The sequence below is a fragment of the Pseudomonas sp. LBUM1662 genome (assembly GCF_059695915.1).
In genome coordinates, this window is record NZ_CP166793.1 from 6,578,616 (window position 1) to 6,596,314 (window position 17,699).

The 17,699-nt window shown below is 55.8% G+C and carries 15 protein-coding genes; all 15 read right to left on the bottom strand.

Annotated features, from left to right (window positions below):
- Positions 1–26: 26 nt before the first annotated feature.
- Entirely contained in the window at positions 27–818 is a 792-nt protein-coding gene (locus ACA049_RS30060; RefSeq protein ID WP_497331940.1) for a T6SS phospholipase effector Tle1-like catalytic domain-containing protein, read from the bottom strand.
- A 30-nt stretch (positions 819–848) separates the two neighbouring features.
- On the bottom strand, positions 849–1,355 hold the full coding sequence (locus ACA049_RS30065; protein WP_497331942.1) for a hypothetical protein: 507 nt from the start codon (positions 1,353–1,355) through the stop codon (positions 849–851).
- 2 nt (positions 1,356–1,357) lie between these two features.
- A complete protein-coding gene (locus tag ACA049_RS30070) occupies positions 1,358–2,527 on the bottom strand; it encodes a hypothetical protein (RefSeq protein WP_497331944.1) in 1,170 nt (389 codons plus the stop codon).
- Positions 2,528–2,669: 142 nt separating this feature from the next.
- Entirely contained in the window at positions 2,670–3,065 is a 396-nt protein-coding gene (locus ACA049_RS30075; RefSeq protein ID WP_497331946.1) for a lysozyme inhibitor LprI family protein, read from the bottom strand.
- 9 nt (positions 3,066–3,074) lie between these two features.
- Complete coding sequence (locus ACA049_RS30080) at positions 3,075–5,774, bottom strand: DUF8812 domain-containing protein (RefSeq protein WP_497331948.1); 2,700 nt, start codon at positions 5,772–5,774, stop codon at positions 3,075–3,077.
- Positions 5,775–5,797: 23 nt separating this feature from the next.
- On the bottom strand, positions 5,798–6,235 hold the full coding sequence (locus ACA049_RS30085) for a hypothetical protein (protein ID WP_348133213.1): 438 nt from the start codon (positions 6,233–6,235) through the stop codon (positions 5,798–5,800).
- A gap of 27 nt (positions 6,236–6,262) precedes the next feature.
- The gene (locus tag ACA049_RS30090) at positions 6,263–8,299 is read right to left on the bottom strand and encodes a type VI secretion system Vgr family protein (protein WP_497331950.1); all 2,037 of its coding nucleotides are present in this window, start codon (positions 8,297–8,299) and stop codon (positions 6,263–6,265) included.
- 28 nt (positions 8,300–8,327) lie between these two features.
- Positions 8,328–9,329, bottom strand: coding sequence for a serine/threonine-protein kinase (locus tag ACA049_RS30095; protein WP_497331952.1), 1,002 nt, complete (start codon positions 9,327–9,329; stop codon positions 8,328–8,330).
- A complete protein-coding gene (locus tag ACA049_RS30100; RefSeq protein ID WP_497331954.1) occupies positions 9,326–10,054 on the bottom strand; it encodes a PP2C family protein-serine/threonine phosphatase in 729 nt (242 codons plus the stop codon). Before ACA049_RS30100 ends, ACA049_RS30095 begins: the two co-directional genes overlap by 4 nt.
- The gene (gene tssM / locus ACA049_RS30105; protein WP_497331956.1) at positions 10,054–13,593 is read right to left on the bottom strand and encodes a type VI secretion system membrane subunit TssM; all 3,540 of its coding nucleotides are present in this window, start codon (positions 13,591–13,593) and stop codon (positions 10,054–10,056) included. The genes ACA049_RS30100 and tssM overlap by 1 nt, the downstream gene beginning before the upstream one ends.
- 13 nt (positions 13,594–13,606) lie before the next feature.
- The gene (gene icmH, locus ACA049_RS30110) at positions 13,607–14,482 is read right to left on the bottom strand and encodes a type IVB secretion system protein IcmH/DotU (RefSeq protein ID WP_461977899.1); all 876 of its coding nucleotides are present in this window, start codon (positions 14,480–14,482) and stop codon (positions 13,607–13,609) included.
- Positions 14,483–14,487: 5 nt separating this feature from the next.
- Positions 14,488–15,819 carry a type VI secretion system baseplate subunit TssK gene (gene tssK, locus ACA049_RS30115; RefSeq protein ID WP_497331958.1) on the bottom strand — a complete coding sequence of 444 codons (1,332 nt, stop codon included), beginning with the start codon at positions 15,817–15,819 and terminating at the stop codon, positions 14,488–14,490.
- A 2-nt stretch (positions 15,820–15,821) separates the two neighbouring features.
- On the bottom strand, positions 15,822–16,322 hold the full coding sequence (gene tssJ, locus ACA049_RS30120) for a type VI secretion system lipoprotein TssJ (RefSeq protein ID WP_010465266.1): 501 nt from the start codon (positions 16,320–16,322) through the stop codon (positions 15,822–15,824).
- Between the two features lie 5 nt (positions 16,323–16,327).
- Positions 16,328–17,524 (bottom strand): type VI secretion system-associated FHA domain protein TagH, encoded by a 1,197-nt coding sequence (tagH, locus tag ACA049_RS30125; RefSeq protein WP_497331960.1) that lies wholly within the window; start codon positions 17,522–17,524, stop codon positions 16,328–16,330.
- A 17-nt stretch (positions 17,525–17,541) separates the two neighbouring features.
- Positions 17,542–17,682: a type VI secretion protein gene (locus ACA049_RS30130; protein WP_092276060.1), complete on the bottom strand. Its 141-nt coding sequence runs from the start codon at positions 17,680–17,682 to the stop codon at positions 17,542–17,544.
- Between the last annotated feature and the right edge of the window lie 17 nt (positions 17,683–17,699).

A 17,699-nucleotide genomic window follows, 5' to 3' on the forward strand; every position in this document is an offset into this window, starting at 1 on the left:
AGAGCCGCCCTTTTATCGTTTTGCAGTTACACGTTCTTTTCAGAAGACTTCAAGTTACTCGCCTGATCGGCCACCAAGTCAAGCCAACCACCGGGCTTGTCCTCATCGTTAGCCGCTTTCGCCACCATACTGGCCAAAGCACCAGCATCCTTCTTGCGAGCAGCTTCCACTGCTTCAAGCGCCTGATGGGCTACCAGAATTTTCTGCAGAGCCGGGGTGTTAGCGGTGGCTGCAGTCAATGGCTTCAGCGGTGGTAAGGCAGCGGCTTTGGCCACCAAGTCGCCTGGTTCTTTGGTGAATGTCCTCAGAGAATCGAGGTTGTTGAGCATCGGTAGTGCTATACCCGTGATCGGATCGAAGGCACTGATTTCTGGAAGCCCAACTTTTCCGCTGAGTACAGGACGAGCTAACGATGGTAGGAACAGCCCCAATAGCATACGTGGGTCTTTTTTCTTAATACTCAATCCAACGCTGGCCAAGGCGATGCCAACTCCGATAACTCGACCGGCAGTTGCTAGCAGGGACAGCTGCTTGTTGGACTCGTTGTCGAAGTGCACCAAGCGAATACGGAAGTAGTCAGTAAATGGCTCGCGCGGACCAATAGCAGAGGTATTCATAAACCATGCACGAGAGTCATGAACCTGATCATCAAACAGCGCAACAATACTTTCCTGCCCCGATATCGGTTTGTTTGGCCCGATAAACATAGCTTTGTAGCGTGCAGTACCTTCTTTATACAAATACGAATACTCTTCGGCTTCGTCCTCCTCATAAAGTGAAAAGGGGACAGATTTATTTATCGATAGCGAATGCGCCAAATAATTAAATCCATCCCTCTTCGAAATAGCTTACTCGGACTCCCCCTCATACTTTTTTGATTCCGGATTAAAGCTCCACTTGTGAGGCGAGGTCAAAGCGTCTTTTCCCTTATAACGAACATTCCCATCACCATCTCTCTGATAGGAGTAAACTTTTATATCTTTGAAACCACTTATAGTTTCAGGAGATTTGTCTAAAACCTCAACTTTAGCAAAATAGTCGCCACCCACAAACTTCAAATAACCTTTGCACTGAATTAGAAAGCCGTATGTTTTATCTTTGCTAGAGCCTTCACTACCATAGGAAGTAAAGATAAAATCTTTTATGCCATCGCCGTTGAGATCACCGTTGTAAACTACTTCTCCTTCTTGAACTGAAAATTTATCGCCGGTCAGCCTCGATAACGTGTCGATCGAATCCCCGTCTTCGGACCATTTTGAAATAAAGTGCTTCGCCCCTCCAGACGTATCACAAACATCTACAGTGGCGGCGCTAGCCAAAGGAGAAAACACTACAAAAGCAAAAATGTATTTCATAGTTAAACTTCCAAGACAAAGGTATTTCTACCAGTTCTAACTGAGCCCTGAGGCTGAGTTGCACCAAAAGCGATACTTGTGGTAATCGTCGAGTTGATGGCAGCAGCAGCCGACAACAATTTTTCTGTCAGCGCCACCTCATGCGCGTCCCCCCAACTAGCCACCGCAGACTGCCAGTTTACACCGACTGTTCCATTTACCGCCTGCTGTACGATTGGCGTGATTTTCTCATAGTCATCATTTACGACATGAGATGGGCGATAGACATGCCACCTTAGAAGAATTGCTACCGATTTCTCCGAAGTAAAGACTTTACCTAAGGTACTGGTTACGGTCGCGGCTCCAACATGAAAAGTGATTTCTTTTTTCATGATATCTGCAACCCTGACCCTGGCCATCGACCACATAGTGGTTTTGTAATCTTGTAATGTTCTGCCGGCCATGCCCATTCTATAAAACCAGTGCCATGTTTTTAAATAATGTGCTTCTTCCTTGGTTTTCAACAATTCATCAAACTCTGTATCTGCATGACTTTGTTGGGCCTGAACAAAAGTGTCATTCGTCAGCTTAACCCACCCAGAATAAGTCTTCAAATCATCCGCGTACAATCTGGAGTCGCCCCAATCATATATCGGATACAAGCCAAAATTTCCAAAAACCTTATTGAACGTCTCGTTGCTTTTATGCTTTAAATACGCAATAAATCCAACAAACTCCCCTTTCCCATACTTTCCATTGTTAAAAAGCCCCATAGTCCAGTGGCATGGCCCTGCGGAGATCAAAGCATTATCCCACGCGTTCAACACATCAAAACGTCCAAAGCATTCTGCCTCTGCTACCACTCGGGTCGTGCGATATGTTGATAACGCAGGAGTATTAAGCTGAGAAGGGTTGATTGCTGCGCCCGTTATATTTTTAACCGACATATCAGCTTCAGGGGACCAACTATGTGCCTTAGTAGCATTGGGTCCGCCAAAGCTACCTGACTGGTAATACCCTACGGACTGATAATCGACTTGAGTTCGCTCGGCAGGAAACTCGAAATAATCTGAAAAATCTCTAACTAGAATTATGGGCGCTCCGGGAGTGAAACTATCATGAGCCCATATATTACACCCCGCCTGGGCCAAGTTACTTCTTACACTCTGACTCATCGCCCATGCTTCAAACACAACTGGGCACCTGTAATCATTATCCAACCAATGCTCAATGGCTATTCTAGTCTTCTCGTTTACAACACCGCTTATTCAGAAAATGGGGACAGACTCATTTACCAAAACCTAATCCACCTTAAATAAATCCGCCCCATTTTCTTTAAAGATCTGGTAGTGTCTTATCTAAATAACCTGAACGCTCCAAGCTCATTCGCGCGATACAATTATTCACTGTAGTCAAATAGGCGGGTTGCCCTACGTCAATCTCAAATGCTTCGAGAGCACAGTTCGCATCACGCAACTTCAACCAAGCACGCTGAGAGTCTTTAAGCTTAGCCATGAAATTTTCGCCAAGAGCTGGATCGGCTTGGTACTGAGATTTCACTCTACTTATTAGCTGCTTATAACTAGCATTAAGGTTAGCATCTGCTGACTCTTTTGCCAGTTTTGCGCAAGCATCCACTTGTCGACTTGTAGAAATGTTTCCGCAATCATTTTGTGCTGCAACTACTGACAGAGGGATTAACAGAGCAACCAGCAATAGAAATTGTTTCATGCTTATCTCCTAGCGATTTTTTCTCAAGTATGCAGCCCGTTTTCTACCCTGCTCATATTGGCTTATAGCGGGAGTATTTTCGATATAGCTAATCAATTGATCGACATCGTCCTTCATTCCCGCCTTCATAGGATTTGCGCCTTTTGTGAACCCTTGGTACACAAAATCCACCAAAATATCTTTAACGATAGAACTCAAGGCATCCCATTCCAGACGTTCAGAAAGAGAAGCTGTCCAGTGATTGTAATTGACAATCGCTTTAGCAACATAGTCCGGATAAATTAAGTCAAATAACGCCTCTTGCTGGTCAAGCGTAATATTTCCAATATCGGCACGATTATGCGTTACAAAGTTACTAGCACTAGACCCCTTTAATCCATGCGCTTTGGATATCTTCGTTGCCTGAGCCGAGTCAACTCCAGCGGCAATCATATGATTGTATATTTCTGTTTCGGTTCTTGAGCCCATATCGTAACCGCGACCTAAAGTAACACCTGATAAGTCATTTCCTGGCCAATGGATATGACGACTAAAATAAGGCGACCCCGGAATATCATTGCCTTCTGCGTCGTAAGTTATTTGCCCCGCTTTCGACGACTCCTTGGCCAAAAAATTACCGACCATAGCAACTGGATGGAAGTGCCAAATATTGCCGTCGCCCAGCCCTGCATCTTGAATTACAGGATCCTCCCAAAAAACAAGCTTATCAATTCGATCTTTTTCATGCTTAAGAACAACCGGAGAGCTCTCAAGAATTTGACTTAGTCGACTCCACTTAGTCGAATTTGATTTTTCCTTCCATTCTGTAGGATGAAACGCAATTAGTTTTGACCAGTGATCTCTGAATTCTACGTCCTTCAAAGCCTCTGGAAAATCTTCAGGTGTTACTGTTTGATCATGGTTGCCCAACGCGTCCAAATCATCATATAGTTTTTTAAAGAAAGGCGGCATATCATCCGGATCTAAAAAACCATCGGCGTTAGGATTTACTTCTTTAACTATACGAAAACCCAATTTTTCCCAATCATGCTGACTGATAATTTTAGATTCCGTTTTTTTTACTAACCCGGTGATTGTCTGATTGTTTTCCTTTACAGAGACCTCATACCATTCAGTAGGGTTTTTGAATATTGGAGCTTTGCTTAATTCAACACTGTGGTCTGCCGACAGTGCCACTTCTCCTGTCTCTGGAGCTTTTTTCGTCAATAGTGTTCCGCTCGCTAAATAGAGATATCGCTTACCTTTTTTCACACCAGCATGGTTTATCAGAAAGTCGTTGATTTTTTGATCTGTTGTAAAAATCTCTAGATGCACTTGATGCTTACGGACCACTCCTCCATTGGGGGTAGCCAGGACTTCGTTTAGACCCAAATACCCCACTGTGTCGCCCGCTTTAATCTTCATGTTCATTGGGACGACGATATCAAAACTTGCAGGTATTAACTCTTGCCATTCAACTACTCGGTTAGGGCTCACATCCTCTACGCAAGCCCAAAATGAAGATGGTACTGGCGTATTTAGGTTCTTGAGCCCCGTTGGCGGATTTGAAGAACTCGGAATGAATATACACTCCGCCATTCGGAGCAATTTGCCGTTTAACTTTAGATTGAGCACCTTCGCGCTATCGAACTCGATAATACTATTGGTGCACAGGACCATAGAACTACCTTTTTTTGTTCCTGCATTAGCTCCATGAGTCAAACTCGCTGGAGCATTTCTAAGCGTTAATCCACTACCAACTACTTTTGCCCGTACTTTGCCCTGCCAATAGCCAGGCCTTGACCGAGCTTTCGTTCCGTCACCGGGTTCGAGGGGGTAGCGATTAAATGGCAGCAAATGCATATATAAACTATAAAAAGTCAGTGTATTACTCGTATTCGGAGTCACCTGAGTGTTGGGTGGGGATTTGTAGTCATGTCGCACCAAGCAAAAAGAGCTTGAATACTTAAGCACTTCTGCACCGCCACCACCTTCGAATGTCGATTCCAGATAGTCTTTATTCAATCTATAGGCCACGACGACACCATCAGCCATGCATCGGACCGGTTCATCACTAATGCATTGGGGAGCGCTTAAATTGCTTATATGTATTCCACCGTGCCAAAACTTGTGATTCCCCAGTAGATAGTGCCCAGAATTTTCAGCTTGGATGGCAGTAAAAATTTCGTCTACATCTTTATACTGAGCGCCGCCTGTTTTTCGTATTGGAAACTGAAAATTCAAAGGGCTGAATGTAACTGGTCCAGGAGCAGTTGTGGGGGTGGTCGGTGGGACCGACTGTTCATTCCACCATATTTCAGGACTAATCAACGCGTTGGTGGGACTTTTCATTTGATAATGAACGTGACGAGGGTACTGGGCAGCACCATTTGGCCCTTGCCCACCCATAGCGCCAATTTCATCCCCCGCAGCAACAGTTGCGCCCACGCTTACTATGTGGCTGCTTGTATGCAGGATCTCGTGGCTATTACCCTCTGCATCCTTGATTTTAATCGTGCCGTATGTTCCGCCTGTAAATGTGACTACACCAGCTATTGGTGCATAGACCTTCGGATACTGCAAATTTATACCGGCCTGCCCGCCGATATAATTAAAATCGGTACCACCATGGGGGCCACTAGGGCGTTGTTCACCATAATGACCCGTTATATGTGGTTGCTGACCATTTACGGGTGGTAAAACACGAAGCATCACTTCAGCGAAAGACATAAAACTTCCTTTTCAAATGGCAATCAAAGTGAATAATCTTTGACTTCGTCCAAAAACCAACACGAGCTGAGCTTAAATACGTAAATGACCTGGTAGTCTGTATCAGGCTTTTCTAATTTTACTGTGGCCACTTCACTTGTACTATCTAGAACCTGCAATTCAAGACCACTCGCCTCCTGGCGTTTCTTGTCAGGCATTACAGGAAATACCATTTTTGTCTTTTCAATGAGTATGGCTTCTTGTTTAGGCTCGGGCTCCGCATCTACAGTGATAATTTTCTTAAGCGGTAAATTGGTAAACTCTTCCTGAACTGAAGAGCTCTCAGCAAATGCAGCTAAAAATTGAGTGAATTCCCTTGAGGGGCATAAAGTTGCACCACTGCTAGCCGCCTGAACACTGACGGAGAACAAACCAAGCACTATGGCCAAAATAAAAAAACTGAAACGTTGCTGAGCTTTCATTTTTTAAACCCTTGATTTAATTTTTTCTTACTCAGAAAACACAAAAAAAGCCTTCGGTTTAACCTGCTCAGGCACCGCATTCCCCAACGCCTGATCCATCAAACTCCCCGCCTTATCCTTATCCGCAGCCCCCGGCAACACCGGTGGCTTAATCCCGATCCCCGCCCCATTCCCCGCCGATCCACCCGCATTAATCTTCACCACCGGCCCAACAACCGTCACCCCACCCGCATCCAGCTTGATAAAACTCCCGCCACCCAAAATGGTGAGTTCGCTGCCAGCCTCGATAACAATCTTCGCCCCAGCCTTCAGATGAATCTCTTTCCCAACGCTGGTCAGCTGCGCAGTCCCCAGCTTCACATGCTGGCTCTGCCCAATTGTCAGGTGATCATCCAGCCGCGTTTCAACCTTACGATCAGCAATCGTCGTGCGATGTTCTTCAGCCTTGAGCTCGGTGTAGGTGTTCTTCACCACCGTGTCATGCCGCTCATTGCCGACGCGAATTTTCTGATCATGCTCAATGTTTTCATCCCAATCCCGCTGGGCATGAATAAAGATCTGCTCCGCCCCTTTCTTGTCTTCAATGCGCAGTTCATTGAACCCGCCGCCCCCCGGTGAACTCAGGGTTTTGAAAACGGTGCGAGTCTTGTTCGCCGGCAGTTCGTAGGGAACCCGGTTTTCCTTGTGGTACAGGCAACCGGTCACCAGTGGCTGATCGGGGTCGCCTTCAAGGAACGTCACCAGCACTTCCATGCCGATACGCGGAATGACAATTGCGCCATACCGATCCCCGGCCCAACTCGAAGACACGCGCATCCAGCAGCTGGTTTTGTCATCCGCCAAGCCTTCGCGGTCCCAGTGGAATTGCACTTTGATGCGGCCGTATTGGTCGCAGTGGATTTCTTCGCCTTTGGGGCCGGTGACCATGGCGGTCTGGCTGCCGAGGACGCGGGGTTTGGGGTGTTGCAACGCGGGGCGGTAGAACACGGTCCACGGGGTGGCGAGGAAGCGGTTGCGGTAGCCCTGGTGGAAGTCGTCTTTGTTGTCGGTGGTGTCGCTGGTCACGGACTCTTCGAGGACTTGCGGTTGTTTGCCTTCGTGGACGATTTCGGTGAGCAGCCAGAGGTCGTTCCACTCGGTACGCGGGTGGTCGGACATTTCCAGGAAGTGGCCGCTGATCAGCCTGGTCTGGTCGCCGTGGCCTTCGGCTTGCTGGTAGTCGGCGCGGTGGCGTTCGAGCGCGCGCTGGCTGAGGAATTTGCCGCGCGCGCGGTCGAGGAAGCGGCCGGGGTAGTCGTAATCTTCCAGATCCGGTTCGGTGCTTTCGCCGTCGGGTTTGTACGCCGCTTCGAGTTGCAGGCGTGGTTTTTCGAAGTCGTAGTCGCGGCGGGTGACGCGGCCGGTGCGGGTTTCGAGGCGCAGTTTGAAGCCTTTGATGACGGGTTCGTCGGCGACCATGCCGCTGCCTTGCACGTACGCCGTTGGCTGGCCTAGTTTCGGGAACACCGTTTGGTCGTCGCCGAAGACCAGTAGATGACCTTTGGCGCTGTGCTGGAAGTGGTAGTGAATGCCTTCCTCTTCGCACAGGCGCTGGACGAAGTGCAGGTCGGTTTCGTCGTATTGCACGCAGTAGTCGCGGTCCGGGCAGGGCTGGCTGAGCTGGAAGCGGTAGGCGTTGCCCTTGATGCCGTGCTCGTCGAGGATCAGCGCGATGATTTTCGGCGCGGACATCTGTTGGTAGATGCGCTGGTTGGTGCGGTGATGCAGGTATTGCAGTTGCGGCACCAGGGAGACTTTGTAGCGGGTCAGGCGTTTGCCGGCATCGCCTTGGGCGACGCGGTAGATCTGGCCGTGGATGCCGGAGCCCTGCGGATCGAACGCCAGGAACGCCTGTTTGTGCAGGAGTTTTTCCAGGTCCAGATCGGGGTTTTCGCTGACCAGTTCGAGGTCGAAGCGATACGGCTGGCTGATGCCTTCGGTGCCGGTGAACGACAGCACTTGCAGGTCGCCGGCATAGTCTTCGACTGTGAGGCTGAAATGCGTTTCGTTAGCGGAGTTGAACATTGCTTGCTCCCTGTTCGGTAGTCATCCGTTACGCCCGCAGTCGCAGGCGTTGCAGCAAAGACGAAGTGGCGCCCAAGGCGTCACGCAGTTGGGCGGCGGTGATGGTGCGCTTGGCCGCATCGAAAGCCAGCGCCGTTCGCAGGGCTGGCCAGCAGTGTTTCGGTAGATTCCGTGGCGCGTGGAGCTCGCGGTCGAGGTGCGCGTCGCGGGCCTCGATCGACGACAAGCGGCGGAACGGGTGTTTGCCGCCCGCCAACTCGTAGAGCACACAGGCCACGCCGTACACATCGGCACTGGCCGACAGCGGTTGGCCTTCGAGCAGTTCCGCGGCGGCGTAGCCCGGGGTCCAGGCGTTGAAGCGGTCGCGGCTCAGGTGTGGCAGGCCAGGCAAGATGCCTTCTTCGGCCTGGCCGAGGCCGAAGTCGAACAGGCGCACGCCTTCTTCGCTGAGCATCACGTTGCTCGGCTTCATGTCACCGTGCAGCACGCCGCGAGCGTGGGCGTAGGCCAGCGCGTCGAGCAGCGGCAGCGCGATGTCGCGCAGTTCTTTCCACGGCAGGCCCAAGGGCCGCTCGCAGAGTAATTTATCCAGGGTCAGCCCACGCATGAGTTCCATGGTGATGAAGGCGCGCTGGCAGTCGGTGTCCACTTCAAAGGTGTGAAAGCGCAGCACGTTGTCGTGGCGCAAGCGTCGGGTCAGGGCGAACTCGCTGTAGAGCAAGGCGCTGGCATCCGGCGATTCGGCAAATTCTTCGCTGAGGATTTTCAGCGCGATGTAAGGATCGGGATCGCCGAACTGTTCGCTCAGCAAGTCCCGTGCGCGGTAGACCGCACCCATGCCACCGGCACCGAGCAGACGCTCGATGCGATAACGGCCTGCAAGCACGTCGGGCATTGCGCCGATGCTGGCCTTGGTTGGCGCCAGTGCAGGTTCCGCCTGATGAGATTTGGCAAACGCAAAGTAAGTCAGGTTATTGGCTTCCTCGTCGGTCACCAGCAGGTCGTCGAGCGGCGGCATGAGTTGGTTCATTGTCGGATCACCACGGCAGTCAGGTTGTCCCGGGCCGAGCCACGCAGGGCGCCGTCGAACAGACGCTCCAGCGCAACGTGCGGCGCGGTCAGGCTCAGGGCATTGCCCAAGGCATCGCTGCTGAGCCCTTGGTACAAACCGTCGCTGCACAACAGAAACGTATCGCCGGGGTAAACCTCGAGTTCGAGCACGTCCAGCGTCAACACATCAGCCGCGCCGACCGCACGGGTCAGGGCATGGGCCGATGGATGCGCACGGGCGTCTTCGATGCTCATGTTTTGCTCGTCGATCAGTTGCTGTTGCAGCGAATGGTCCTTGGACAGCTGATACAAACGCTGGCCGCGCCACAGGTAGCAACGGCTGTCGCCGGCCCAGATGCAGGCCGCGCGGTTGCCTTCCACCAGCAGCGCCACCACGGTGCTGCCCATGATGCTGTCGTGGCGCCCGGCGGTGACGGTCAACTCCTGACCCAGGCGGCGATTCAACCAGTGCAGGCACTGGCGAATGCCTTTGAGTCGTTCGTCGAAGTCATCCTGCACCGGCAATTCCGCCAGGCTGGCGACGATCAACTGGCTTGCGATGTCGCCACCCTGATGACCGCCCATGCCGTCCGCGACCACCCACAGCCCCTGCTGTGGACAGTCGAGAAAAGCATCTTCGTTGCGCGCCCGAACCTTGCCGGCATCGGTACGCGCAGCGCTGCGCCAGGGACTGGCAACCAGCATCAGAGCTGCACCGGCATACGGAAGGTGCGCAGCACGCCCATGTCGAACGGGTTCGGCGTGCGCTGACTGCTGAGCAGGTAATTGGCGCGCAGGCCACCCACGTCAGCTTTCAGCACCAGCACGTCGCGACCGCTCAGGTACTCGGTCTGCATCAGGTCGAACAGACGGAACAGCGACCAGGGGCCAGTGTTCTTTTCGATACCGATCGGGCGGCCGGCCATTTTGTCGAGGACCAGGCTGGTGCGACCGTCTTCAGCGTCGGTCGGCCATTTGAACGACACCGGCACGATCGGGCCGTGGCGGTACTCGATGGTCTTGTCGCCAAACTTGAACTCGGAACGGCTGACGGCCGGGTCGAGGGTGTACGGCTCCAGTTTGAACTGCACTTGCGGCTCGGCCGGGTTGACCGAGAAGAAGCTCTGGCGGATCACTTGGGCGGCGGCCATCTGGTCGAGGTAGACCTTGGAGATCGGCATGCTGTGACCGTCGATGGTGCGCAGGCGGTAGTTGCCTGGGTCGCCACTGACGAACGGACGCATGTAGGTCTCGAAGAAGCGATCGTTGATGCCCTGCGCCTTGAAGAACTCGCGGAAATCGCTGATCGCGACGTCGCTGGTGCTGTGGGCGCTGAACGGATAACGCTTGTTGATCGCCTTGCCGTAGAAGCTGTACAGCTCGCTCTGATAACGCTGGTTCAGGTACTGGTAGGAATCGTTGAGCACCAGTCGCCAGGTGTCTTCGGCCAACACGTTGAACCACACGCTGACCGGACGCGGCAGACGATTGGAAGCATTGCGCAGGGCGCTCAGCGCATCACGCTGGCCGCTCATGCGGGTCTTGGCCATTTCGAACGCGGCCTGATCCGGGGAACTGGCACGCGCGAGGCTCGCCAGTTGCAGTTGCAGGTCGTTGAGCGCGGCGAGTGCCGGGGTCAAATCAGCGGCCGGGCCGTTGTTGTCATCCAGCAGACGGTGCAGCGGTTCGAAGCGACGTTGCAGGGATTTCTTCGCGGTGTCCGGCAGGTTTTTCATCGCTGCCATGTCCGCAGCCTGGTCCGCTGCAGCAGACGCCAGTTTGCCCAGCTTGCCCAGCTTGCCTTTCTGCTCGCCCAGCGCTGCTGCGGCGTCAGCGGCTTGATCAACCGGTTCGGCGTCTGCCGGGAACCGGGTGTTCTCGCGCACTTCCACCAGCAGTTGCAGCACCGGGGAATTGGCAGAAGTCAGGCCCGCCAGTTGCTCGGCGCCCTCGCCCGCATCGTTGATCGGTGGCAGGGCCACCTGGCCGACCGCTTCACTCCAGAAGTTGGCGTAGTCGCGGAAGTACAGTTGCTCCAGCTCGACCATCAGGCGGCGCAAGTCCATGCCGCTGATGCCCGCGCCTTCGCCCAGCACCCAGTTGTCACGCAGGATATCGGTGACCAGCGCACTGCCCTGGACCGAGAAATACTGCTGATAACCCTGTTGGGTGTAGAAGCCCGGGATCACGTAATCAGTGCCGACAAACAGTGAAGCCTGCGGCCCCATGTGTTGGCTCAGACGGTATTCCGGCAGGTTGCGGGCCTGCTCGCGCAGCATCCGGTAAACCACGTTGGCCAGAGACTCACTGCGCAGCACCTGACGCGCCTGCGCCACCAGTTGATCGTTCAGCGGGTAGATAAACGGCTGCTTGAGCAAACGCTCGAAGTGCGTGTTCAAACCGTTCTGCACCGCGGTGTTGCCGGCGTAGCGCTGGGACCATTCGGTGGCGACCCAATCCTTGAGCCACGGACCGTCGCGGCGATCCTTCATGTTCAGCATCAGGTACGCGCGCAGGCTGTTGATCAGGCGTTCGCGGTCCTTCATGTTGGCGCGGATCTGCCCTTCCAGCAGCGTCGCGACTTTCGGCAGCAATTGCGCTTCGAGCTCACGCTCGTACGCGTCCCTGACCACCGGGTTGACCTCTTCACCTTGGTACAGGCCGCCGCGCTCGTGGTACGACACGTCACCTTTTTTCGGGAAGACCTGGGTCGCCGCGTAGCTGCTATCGAGGGGTTTGAGCACCGCCATGGAATCATCACGCGCGGTCAGGGCCGAGCGTTGCTGCGTCCAGTTAGTGGCCAGGTTGCGCAGGTTTTCCAGACGCTCGTAGTTGGCAGAGAAACCGCCCGCCCAGAGCATGCCGAACAACGCCAGTGCCGCCAGAGCGCCGACGTACAGCGCACGTTGGCCCCAATGGATGCGGCTGCGTTCGCGCTTGTCCAGACCGGCCAGGTCGGCCTCGGGGAAAATCACCCGGCTGAGCAAATGGTGAATGAACCGCGAGCGGCCACTGCGCAAGGTCGGCAGCATGCCGGCGCTCATGCCCAGACTGGCGCCGATGCCGGCGGTGGTCTGGTCCATCTCTTGAGTCAGGTGCGGAGCGCTGGTCAGGTAGAAACCGCGCAGCTGGCTGACACGCTGGTAGCGGTTGCCGGTGAACGCCATGTCGACGAACAGGCACAGGCGCTCGCCGATCTGCCCCAGTTGATGCGGGAAGTCGAGGATGCGGCCACGGCGCTGGGTGTCGCGCTCTTGGTGCATGCGCATGATGACTTGGCTGTTGAGGCGACGCAGCAGCTCTTCGAACTCGGCGCGCAGGACGGCGACGTCGGTGCCGCTCTGCTCTTTGCGGAAGCTGGTGCCGAGCACCTGATCGCTTTCTTCGCGGGTCAGCTGATCGAAGAACTCGTCGAAACCGAGCAGCTTGTCGGCCTTGCTCAGCACCAGATACACCGGCACATCGACGTGCAGTTTCTGATGCACGTCTTGCAGACGCGCACGCACTTGGCGAGCCAGGGTGTCGAGATCCTGTTCGGTGTTGCCCAGCAGCAATTCAACCGGGATGGTCACCAGCACGCCGTTCAACGGGCGGTTGCGACGACGCTTGCGCAGCAGGTCGAGCAAGGTGCTCCAGGCGCTGCCATCGACTTCGGCATCCGGCTGGGTCAAGTAGCGCCCGGCGGTGTCGATCAGCACACCGTGGTCGGCGAAATACCAGTCGCAATGACGGGTGCCGAGAGTGTCGCGGGTCAGTTTGCGGTCGATCTTGTTGATCGGAAACTCAAGGCCCGAGAAGTCCAGCAGGCTGGTCTTGCCGCTGCTCTGCGGGCCGATCAGCAAGTACCACGGCAAGTCACTGCGCCAGCGCTCGCTGCGACCACGATACAGGCTGGAGGTCTTCAGGGTTTTCAACGCATCCTTGAAGCGCACGCGAAGCTCTTTCTGCTCTTCGTCGATCAGCTCGTCACGGCGGATACGATCCTGGCCGTCTTCGGTGTCTTCGATGGCTTTCTTGCGTACGCCAGCGCGCCAGCTGACGAAGACCATCGTCAGGCCCCAGATCAGGAACAGCACACTGATGGTCAGCAGACGGGAGGTCGAACCTTCCCAGAACTTGTAGTCATCCACCGCCAGCAGCGGCCCGACGAACCACACCAACAGCGCCAGAAACAGCACCACCAACAAGGTCCAGACCCAGGTCTTGCGCAAGAATGCGCCGACTTTCTTGAAAAACTTTTTCATCACACGTCCCTGTTTACGGCTGCGACTGCGGCTGGACCGCGGCCGGATCTAGCTGCTGAAAAGGTTGCAGAACGGTTTCGCGTTGCTCGCCCAACACCCAGGCGAAACCCGAATACATCACCACCAGGCAGACCACGGTGAACAGCACCACCATCCACGCCGGCACGATGCGCACCAGGCTGCGGCGCTGATCGTTCAAGCCTTCCCAGTGCGGCGACAATTCGCGAGGCACGTCGCCGCGCAACTGACGAATCTGGCGATACAAGGCGTCGCGGATGCCTTCGAGTTCGAGCATGCCGCGGGCTTGCACGCGGTACTTGCCTTCGAAACCGAGGGACAGGCACAGGTACATCAGCTCCAGCATCGGCAGGTGCTTGACCGGGTTTTTCGACAGGCGATCCAGCAGCTGGAAGAACTTCTCGCCGCCGAAGGTTTCGTTGTGGAAGCTGCTGAGCAGGCTCATCTGCGACCACTCGCTTTCGTTGCCCCACGGCGTGGTCACGACGGCTTCGTCGACCACGGTGCAGAGCACGTAACGCGCGGCCATCACCTGGCTGCTTTCGGCGCCGTTGTGCAGCGCGCGCACTTCAAACAGTTTCAGCCCGGCGGTCAGTCGCTCGTTGAGCGCGTACATGTCTTCGCGGGTGTCGCTGTGCTTGAGGCGTACCACTTCCGACAACAGATCGGACGCGGCAGCCACCAGCGAATTGAGGCTGATGTTGAAGGATTCCGCCGGGCGCAATCGCGCGGCGTAGATCATCCGTTCTTCAAGCTGTTCGAAACGCGGCGGTGCAGCGAAATCGGTGAGCGGACTCTGCGCCGGGCCGTGGCCCTGGCGGTCGAGCAGGACGGTTTTATCGTCCTGGTTGTGTTCCATGTCCTTGATCATGTCGGTCAGTTCCTGATGGCCCAGAATTTCAGTTCAAGCTCGGCGAATTCGCCGGACACGTGGAACGCGAAGCCGCCGGAGCGCTCGAGTTGTGCCAGGTCTTCGGAACTGAGTTCGAGAATGAAATAGGTTTTGTTGGAGTGGAACGCGATCTGCCGAGGCGCCACCGGCAACGGTTTGACCTTGATGCCCGGCAGATGCAGGTTGACCAGTTGGCGGATGCGCTCCACCGGGCCGACCTTGAGGTGCGCCGGCAAGCGATGGCGCAGTTCTTCGGAGTCGCAGTTGGCACTGGCGGCGAGCACGAACGAGGCCGAGCCCAGCAGTTTGTGGTCGTGCAACGGCGAAACAATGATGCCGTACTGACGCGCTTGCAGAACCAGTTCGATGGCGTGCTGTTCGAGCACCATCGACAGCACCTGACGAATCGCTTCCATCAGTTTGCGGAAGCTCGCGCCCTGGTCGCTGTGCTGGTAACGGCTGTCCAGACGCGGGCGTTTGCTGTCGCTGGAGAAGGTCGCCAGATCGCCGAGCATGGTCAGCAGCGTGCGGTACAACTCTTCCGGGTGAACCTGCTCCAGGCCGAGGTAATGGCGCAGCAGCAGTTCGGTGCGGTTGATCAGTTGCAGCATCATGAAGTCGCCGACTTCCGCACCACCGACCTTGCCGTTGGAACGGATGCGCTCGGCGATGGTGTCGCCCCGGTGACCGAGCATGCTGATCACTTCTTTCAGACACGACAGCAAGTAGCTGGAGGCATGCGCCTGAATGTAGGTCGGCACGAAATCCGGATCGAGGCTGATCACGCCATCGGGCGTGGTGTCGAGCACGTCGCAGACTTTCAGCTTCACGTAGGCCTGGTCGCTCTGCTGCTCGCCGAGCAACAGTTTGAAGTCCGGGCGACCACAGCTGACCTGGCTGGCCGAATCGTCGCCGGCGTTGGAGTCGGCCACTTCCGCTTCGTACGCGGTGTAGCGCGCCAGCACGTCGGATTGCTCCGGGCGACGGGCCTCGATGTGGTTGCCGGTGACCAGCGGCAGCGCCAGGTAGATCGGCGTGTTACCGGTGTTCGGCGGTACGTCGAGGGCCAGCGGCTCGGTGTTGCCGCCGAGTTCAAAAAGGCTGCCGTCCGGCAGAATCCCCGAGGCCTGGCTGATCACCAGTTTGCCCATGTTGAGGAACTGCAAGTCGATGTCCAGGTTCAGGAAGCCCCAGGTGTAGCTGCCCAGCAACTGGGTGCGGGTCTTCATCTGGTGGTCGTAATAGCGGTCGTTATGCTGGAAGTGCTGCGGACGCAGCAGCATGCCTTCCTGCCAAATGACTTTATGGGAATTCATGTTCAGTCATCCGCCTTGGCGAGCGTTTCGTTGCTGTTGCGAATACCGGCCTGATCGAGGGTCAGGTCTGCGTCGGTGACTTCCACCGGAGTGATCTGCACCGTGTAGCGCCACTTGGTTTCCGGCAGGTCGCGGTAGGCGGCGAGGATGCCGACGTAGCGGCTGCCCTCCTCCACGCTGAGCTTGAGCTCGACGGTTTCACCCGGGCGCAGCTCGAGTTCTTCGCTGGCCACCAGGTCCGGGGCCAGGGATTCCTTGGCGCGCTCGTACAGGCTGAAGAAGTCGGCGTTCTCGAAGGTCACCGGGTGCTTGAGCTCGAACAGACGCACGACAATCGGCGACGGACGCCCGTTGAGGTCCGGGTTCAGCTGATCGCTGGCGGTGAGCTTCAGGTTGAGCTTGGTAACGTGGGAATACGGCGACAACGACGAGCAGCCGGCCAGCAGCACCAGGGCCGCGAACGCCGTCAGCGTCTTGAAAAAAGCGGTCGAGCAGCGAGACATGCGCATCATCCTTGGTGGTCGGTGTGAAGGGTGGAAATCAGGCGGATCTGTTCTTCGTAAGCCTGGGCAAAGTCGCGTGCCAGCAAGCGTTCGCTCCAGTCATCGTCCTGGCGCAGAGCCTGGTGATAACGGCCGTACGCTCTCCAGCGGCTGCCGGACGTGGCCATGATCGGCTTGTTGTCGCGCTCGAAACGCAGGGTCAATTGCTCTGGCGAGAAGTGTTCCAGCGTGCCGCGAACGGCGGCGCGGCTGGCGGTGAGCAAGGCCACCTGATGCGCCTGCAAATCACGGAACGAGCGAGAGATCGCCTGCTCGGCCGGCAACTGGCCCGGCTTGTTCGGCTGCAACAAAATGCCCAGCGCTTCACCGGCATCAACGGCGAATTTCAGCGGGTTTTTGTTTGTGCCTTGAACGATGGTCTGGGCCAGGCGCAGTTCGTTTTTCAGTTCGCTGCGGGTACGCAGGCTCTGCTGCAAACCGCCGACGCTCTGCTTGAGCAGGCGTGCCGCGTTCAGCGCCAGGGCTTCGCGGGCGTCGTGGTCGAGGCCTTTGAGGTCCACGCCCAGTGCCGCGCCGAAGTGCTCCCAGAAACCGTCGCTCTGACGCTCGACCGCTTTCGGTGCCGGTGCTGGCTCCGGTTCTGCCGGGGCGTTGATCAGCTCCGGGACCATCAGGCTTTCCATGTCGATGCGGGCGTAATCGGCGCGCTGACGGGTGTCCTGTGGAGCGTTGTTTGGCGAGATCAGCTCGTCGATTTCCGAGTACACGCGCTCCTGCTGATCGAGGGCGTTCAGCGGATCGAGGTCGAGGAACGCATCGTCCGGAATGATGCTGCCGGCCGCTTGCGGACGGCCGACTTCCACGTCGAAGGTCGCCGGGTCGCGCACCAGACGCGCACGGATCTCGAAATCACCCAGCACGTACACGCTGCCGTGTTCGATGCGCATCGCTTCGCCCTTGCGCAGGCGCGCGCCGCTTTCGCTGTCCTGGATACCGTTGCTGCTGGTATCGGTCAGGAAAAACGTGCCTTCGCGGTAGCTGATCACCGCGTGGTGGTTGGACAGGTGACGCTTGCGGTCGGGAATGATCCAGTCGCAGTCCTCGCCCCGCCCGATCACGCCACCGGCCTGTTTGAAGGTCTTCTGGCACAAATCCGTGGGCACGAACTGCTTGGTGTTCAGCATTTCGAAAACCAGTTCCATGGTGATACTCCTTGCGGTCACTTGCCGCGATTGACCGCCTGCGGATCACCCAAGGGGCGATAGGTGTTGTCGTTGAATTTGTAATTGCCGCTACAGCCGCCGAGGCCGCATAGAACGACGAGGGTCAGCAGGACGGCTTGCCAGTGACGAACAGGCATCAGAGGGTCTCCATGGG

Bases quoted from the DNA above. Each gene is read 5' to 3' on its own strand.
- ACA049_RS30065 (WP_497331942.1), bottom strand. From the start codon at position 1,355: ATGAAATACATTTTTGCTTTTGTAGTGTTTTCTCCTTTGGCTAGCGCC.
- ACA049_RS30075 (WP_497331946.1), bottom strand. From the start codon at position 3,065: ATGAAACAATTTCTATTGCTGGTTGCTCTGTTAATCCCTCTGTCAGTA.
- ACA049_RS30080 (WP_497331948.1), bottom strand. From the start codon at position 5,774: ATGTCTTTCGCTGAAGTGATGCTTCGTGTTTTACCACCCGTAAATGGT.
- ACA049_RS30085 (WP_348133213.1), bottom strand. From the start codon at position 6,235: ATGAAAGCTCAGCAACGTTTCAGTTTTTTTATTTTGGCCATAGTGCTT.
- ACA049_RS30090 (WP_497331950.1), bottom strand. From the start codon at position 8,299: ATGTTCAACTCCGCTAACGAAACGCATTTCAGCCTCACAGTCGAAGAC.
- ACA049_RS30095 (WP_497331952.1), bottom strand. From the start codon at position 9,329: ATGAACCAACTCATGCCGCCGCTCGACGACCTGCTGGTGACCGACGAG.
- ACA049_RS30100 (WP_497331954.1), bottom strand. From the start codon at position 10,054: ATGCTGGTTGCCAGTCCCTGGCGCAGCGCTGCGCGTACCGATGCCGGC.
- tssM (WP_497331956.1), bottom strand. From the start codon at position 13,593: ATGAAAAAGTTTTTCAAGAAAGTCGGCGCATTCTTGCGCAAGACCTGG.
- icmH (WP_461977899.1), bottom strand. From the start codon at position 14,482: ATGATCAAGGACATGGAACACAACCAGGACGATAAAACCGTCCTGCTC.
- tssK (WP_497331958.1), bottom strand. From the start codon at position 15,819: ATGAATTCCCATAAAGTCATTTGGCAGGAAGGCATGCTGCTGCGTCCG.
- tssJ (WP_010465266.1), bottom strand. From the start codon at position 16,322: ATGTCTCGCTGCTCGACCGCTTTTTTCAAGACGCTGACGGCGTTCGCG.
- tagH (WP_497331960.1), bottom strand. From the start codon at position 17,524: ATGGAACTGGTTTTCGAAATGCTGAACACCAAGCAGTTCGTGCCCACG.
- ACA049_RS30130 (WP_092276060.1), bottom strand. From the start codon at position 17,682: ATGCCTGTTCGTCACTGGCAAGCCGTCCTGCTGACCCTCGTCGTTCTA.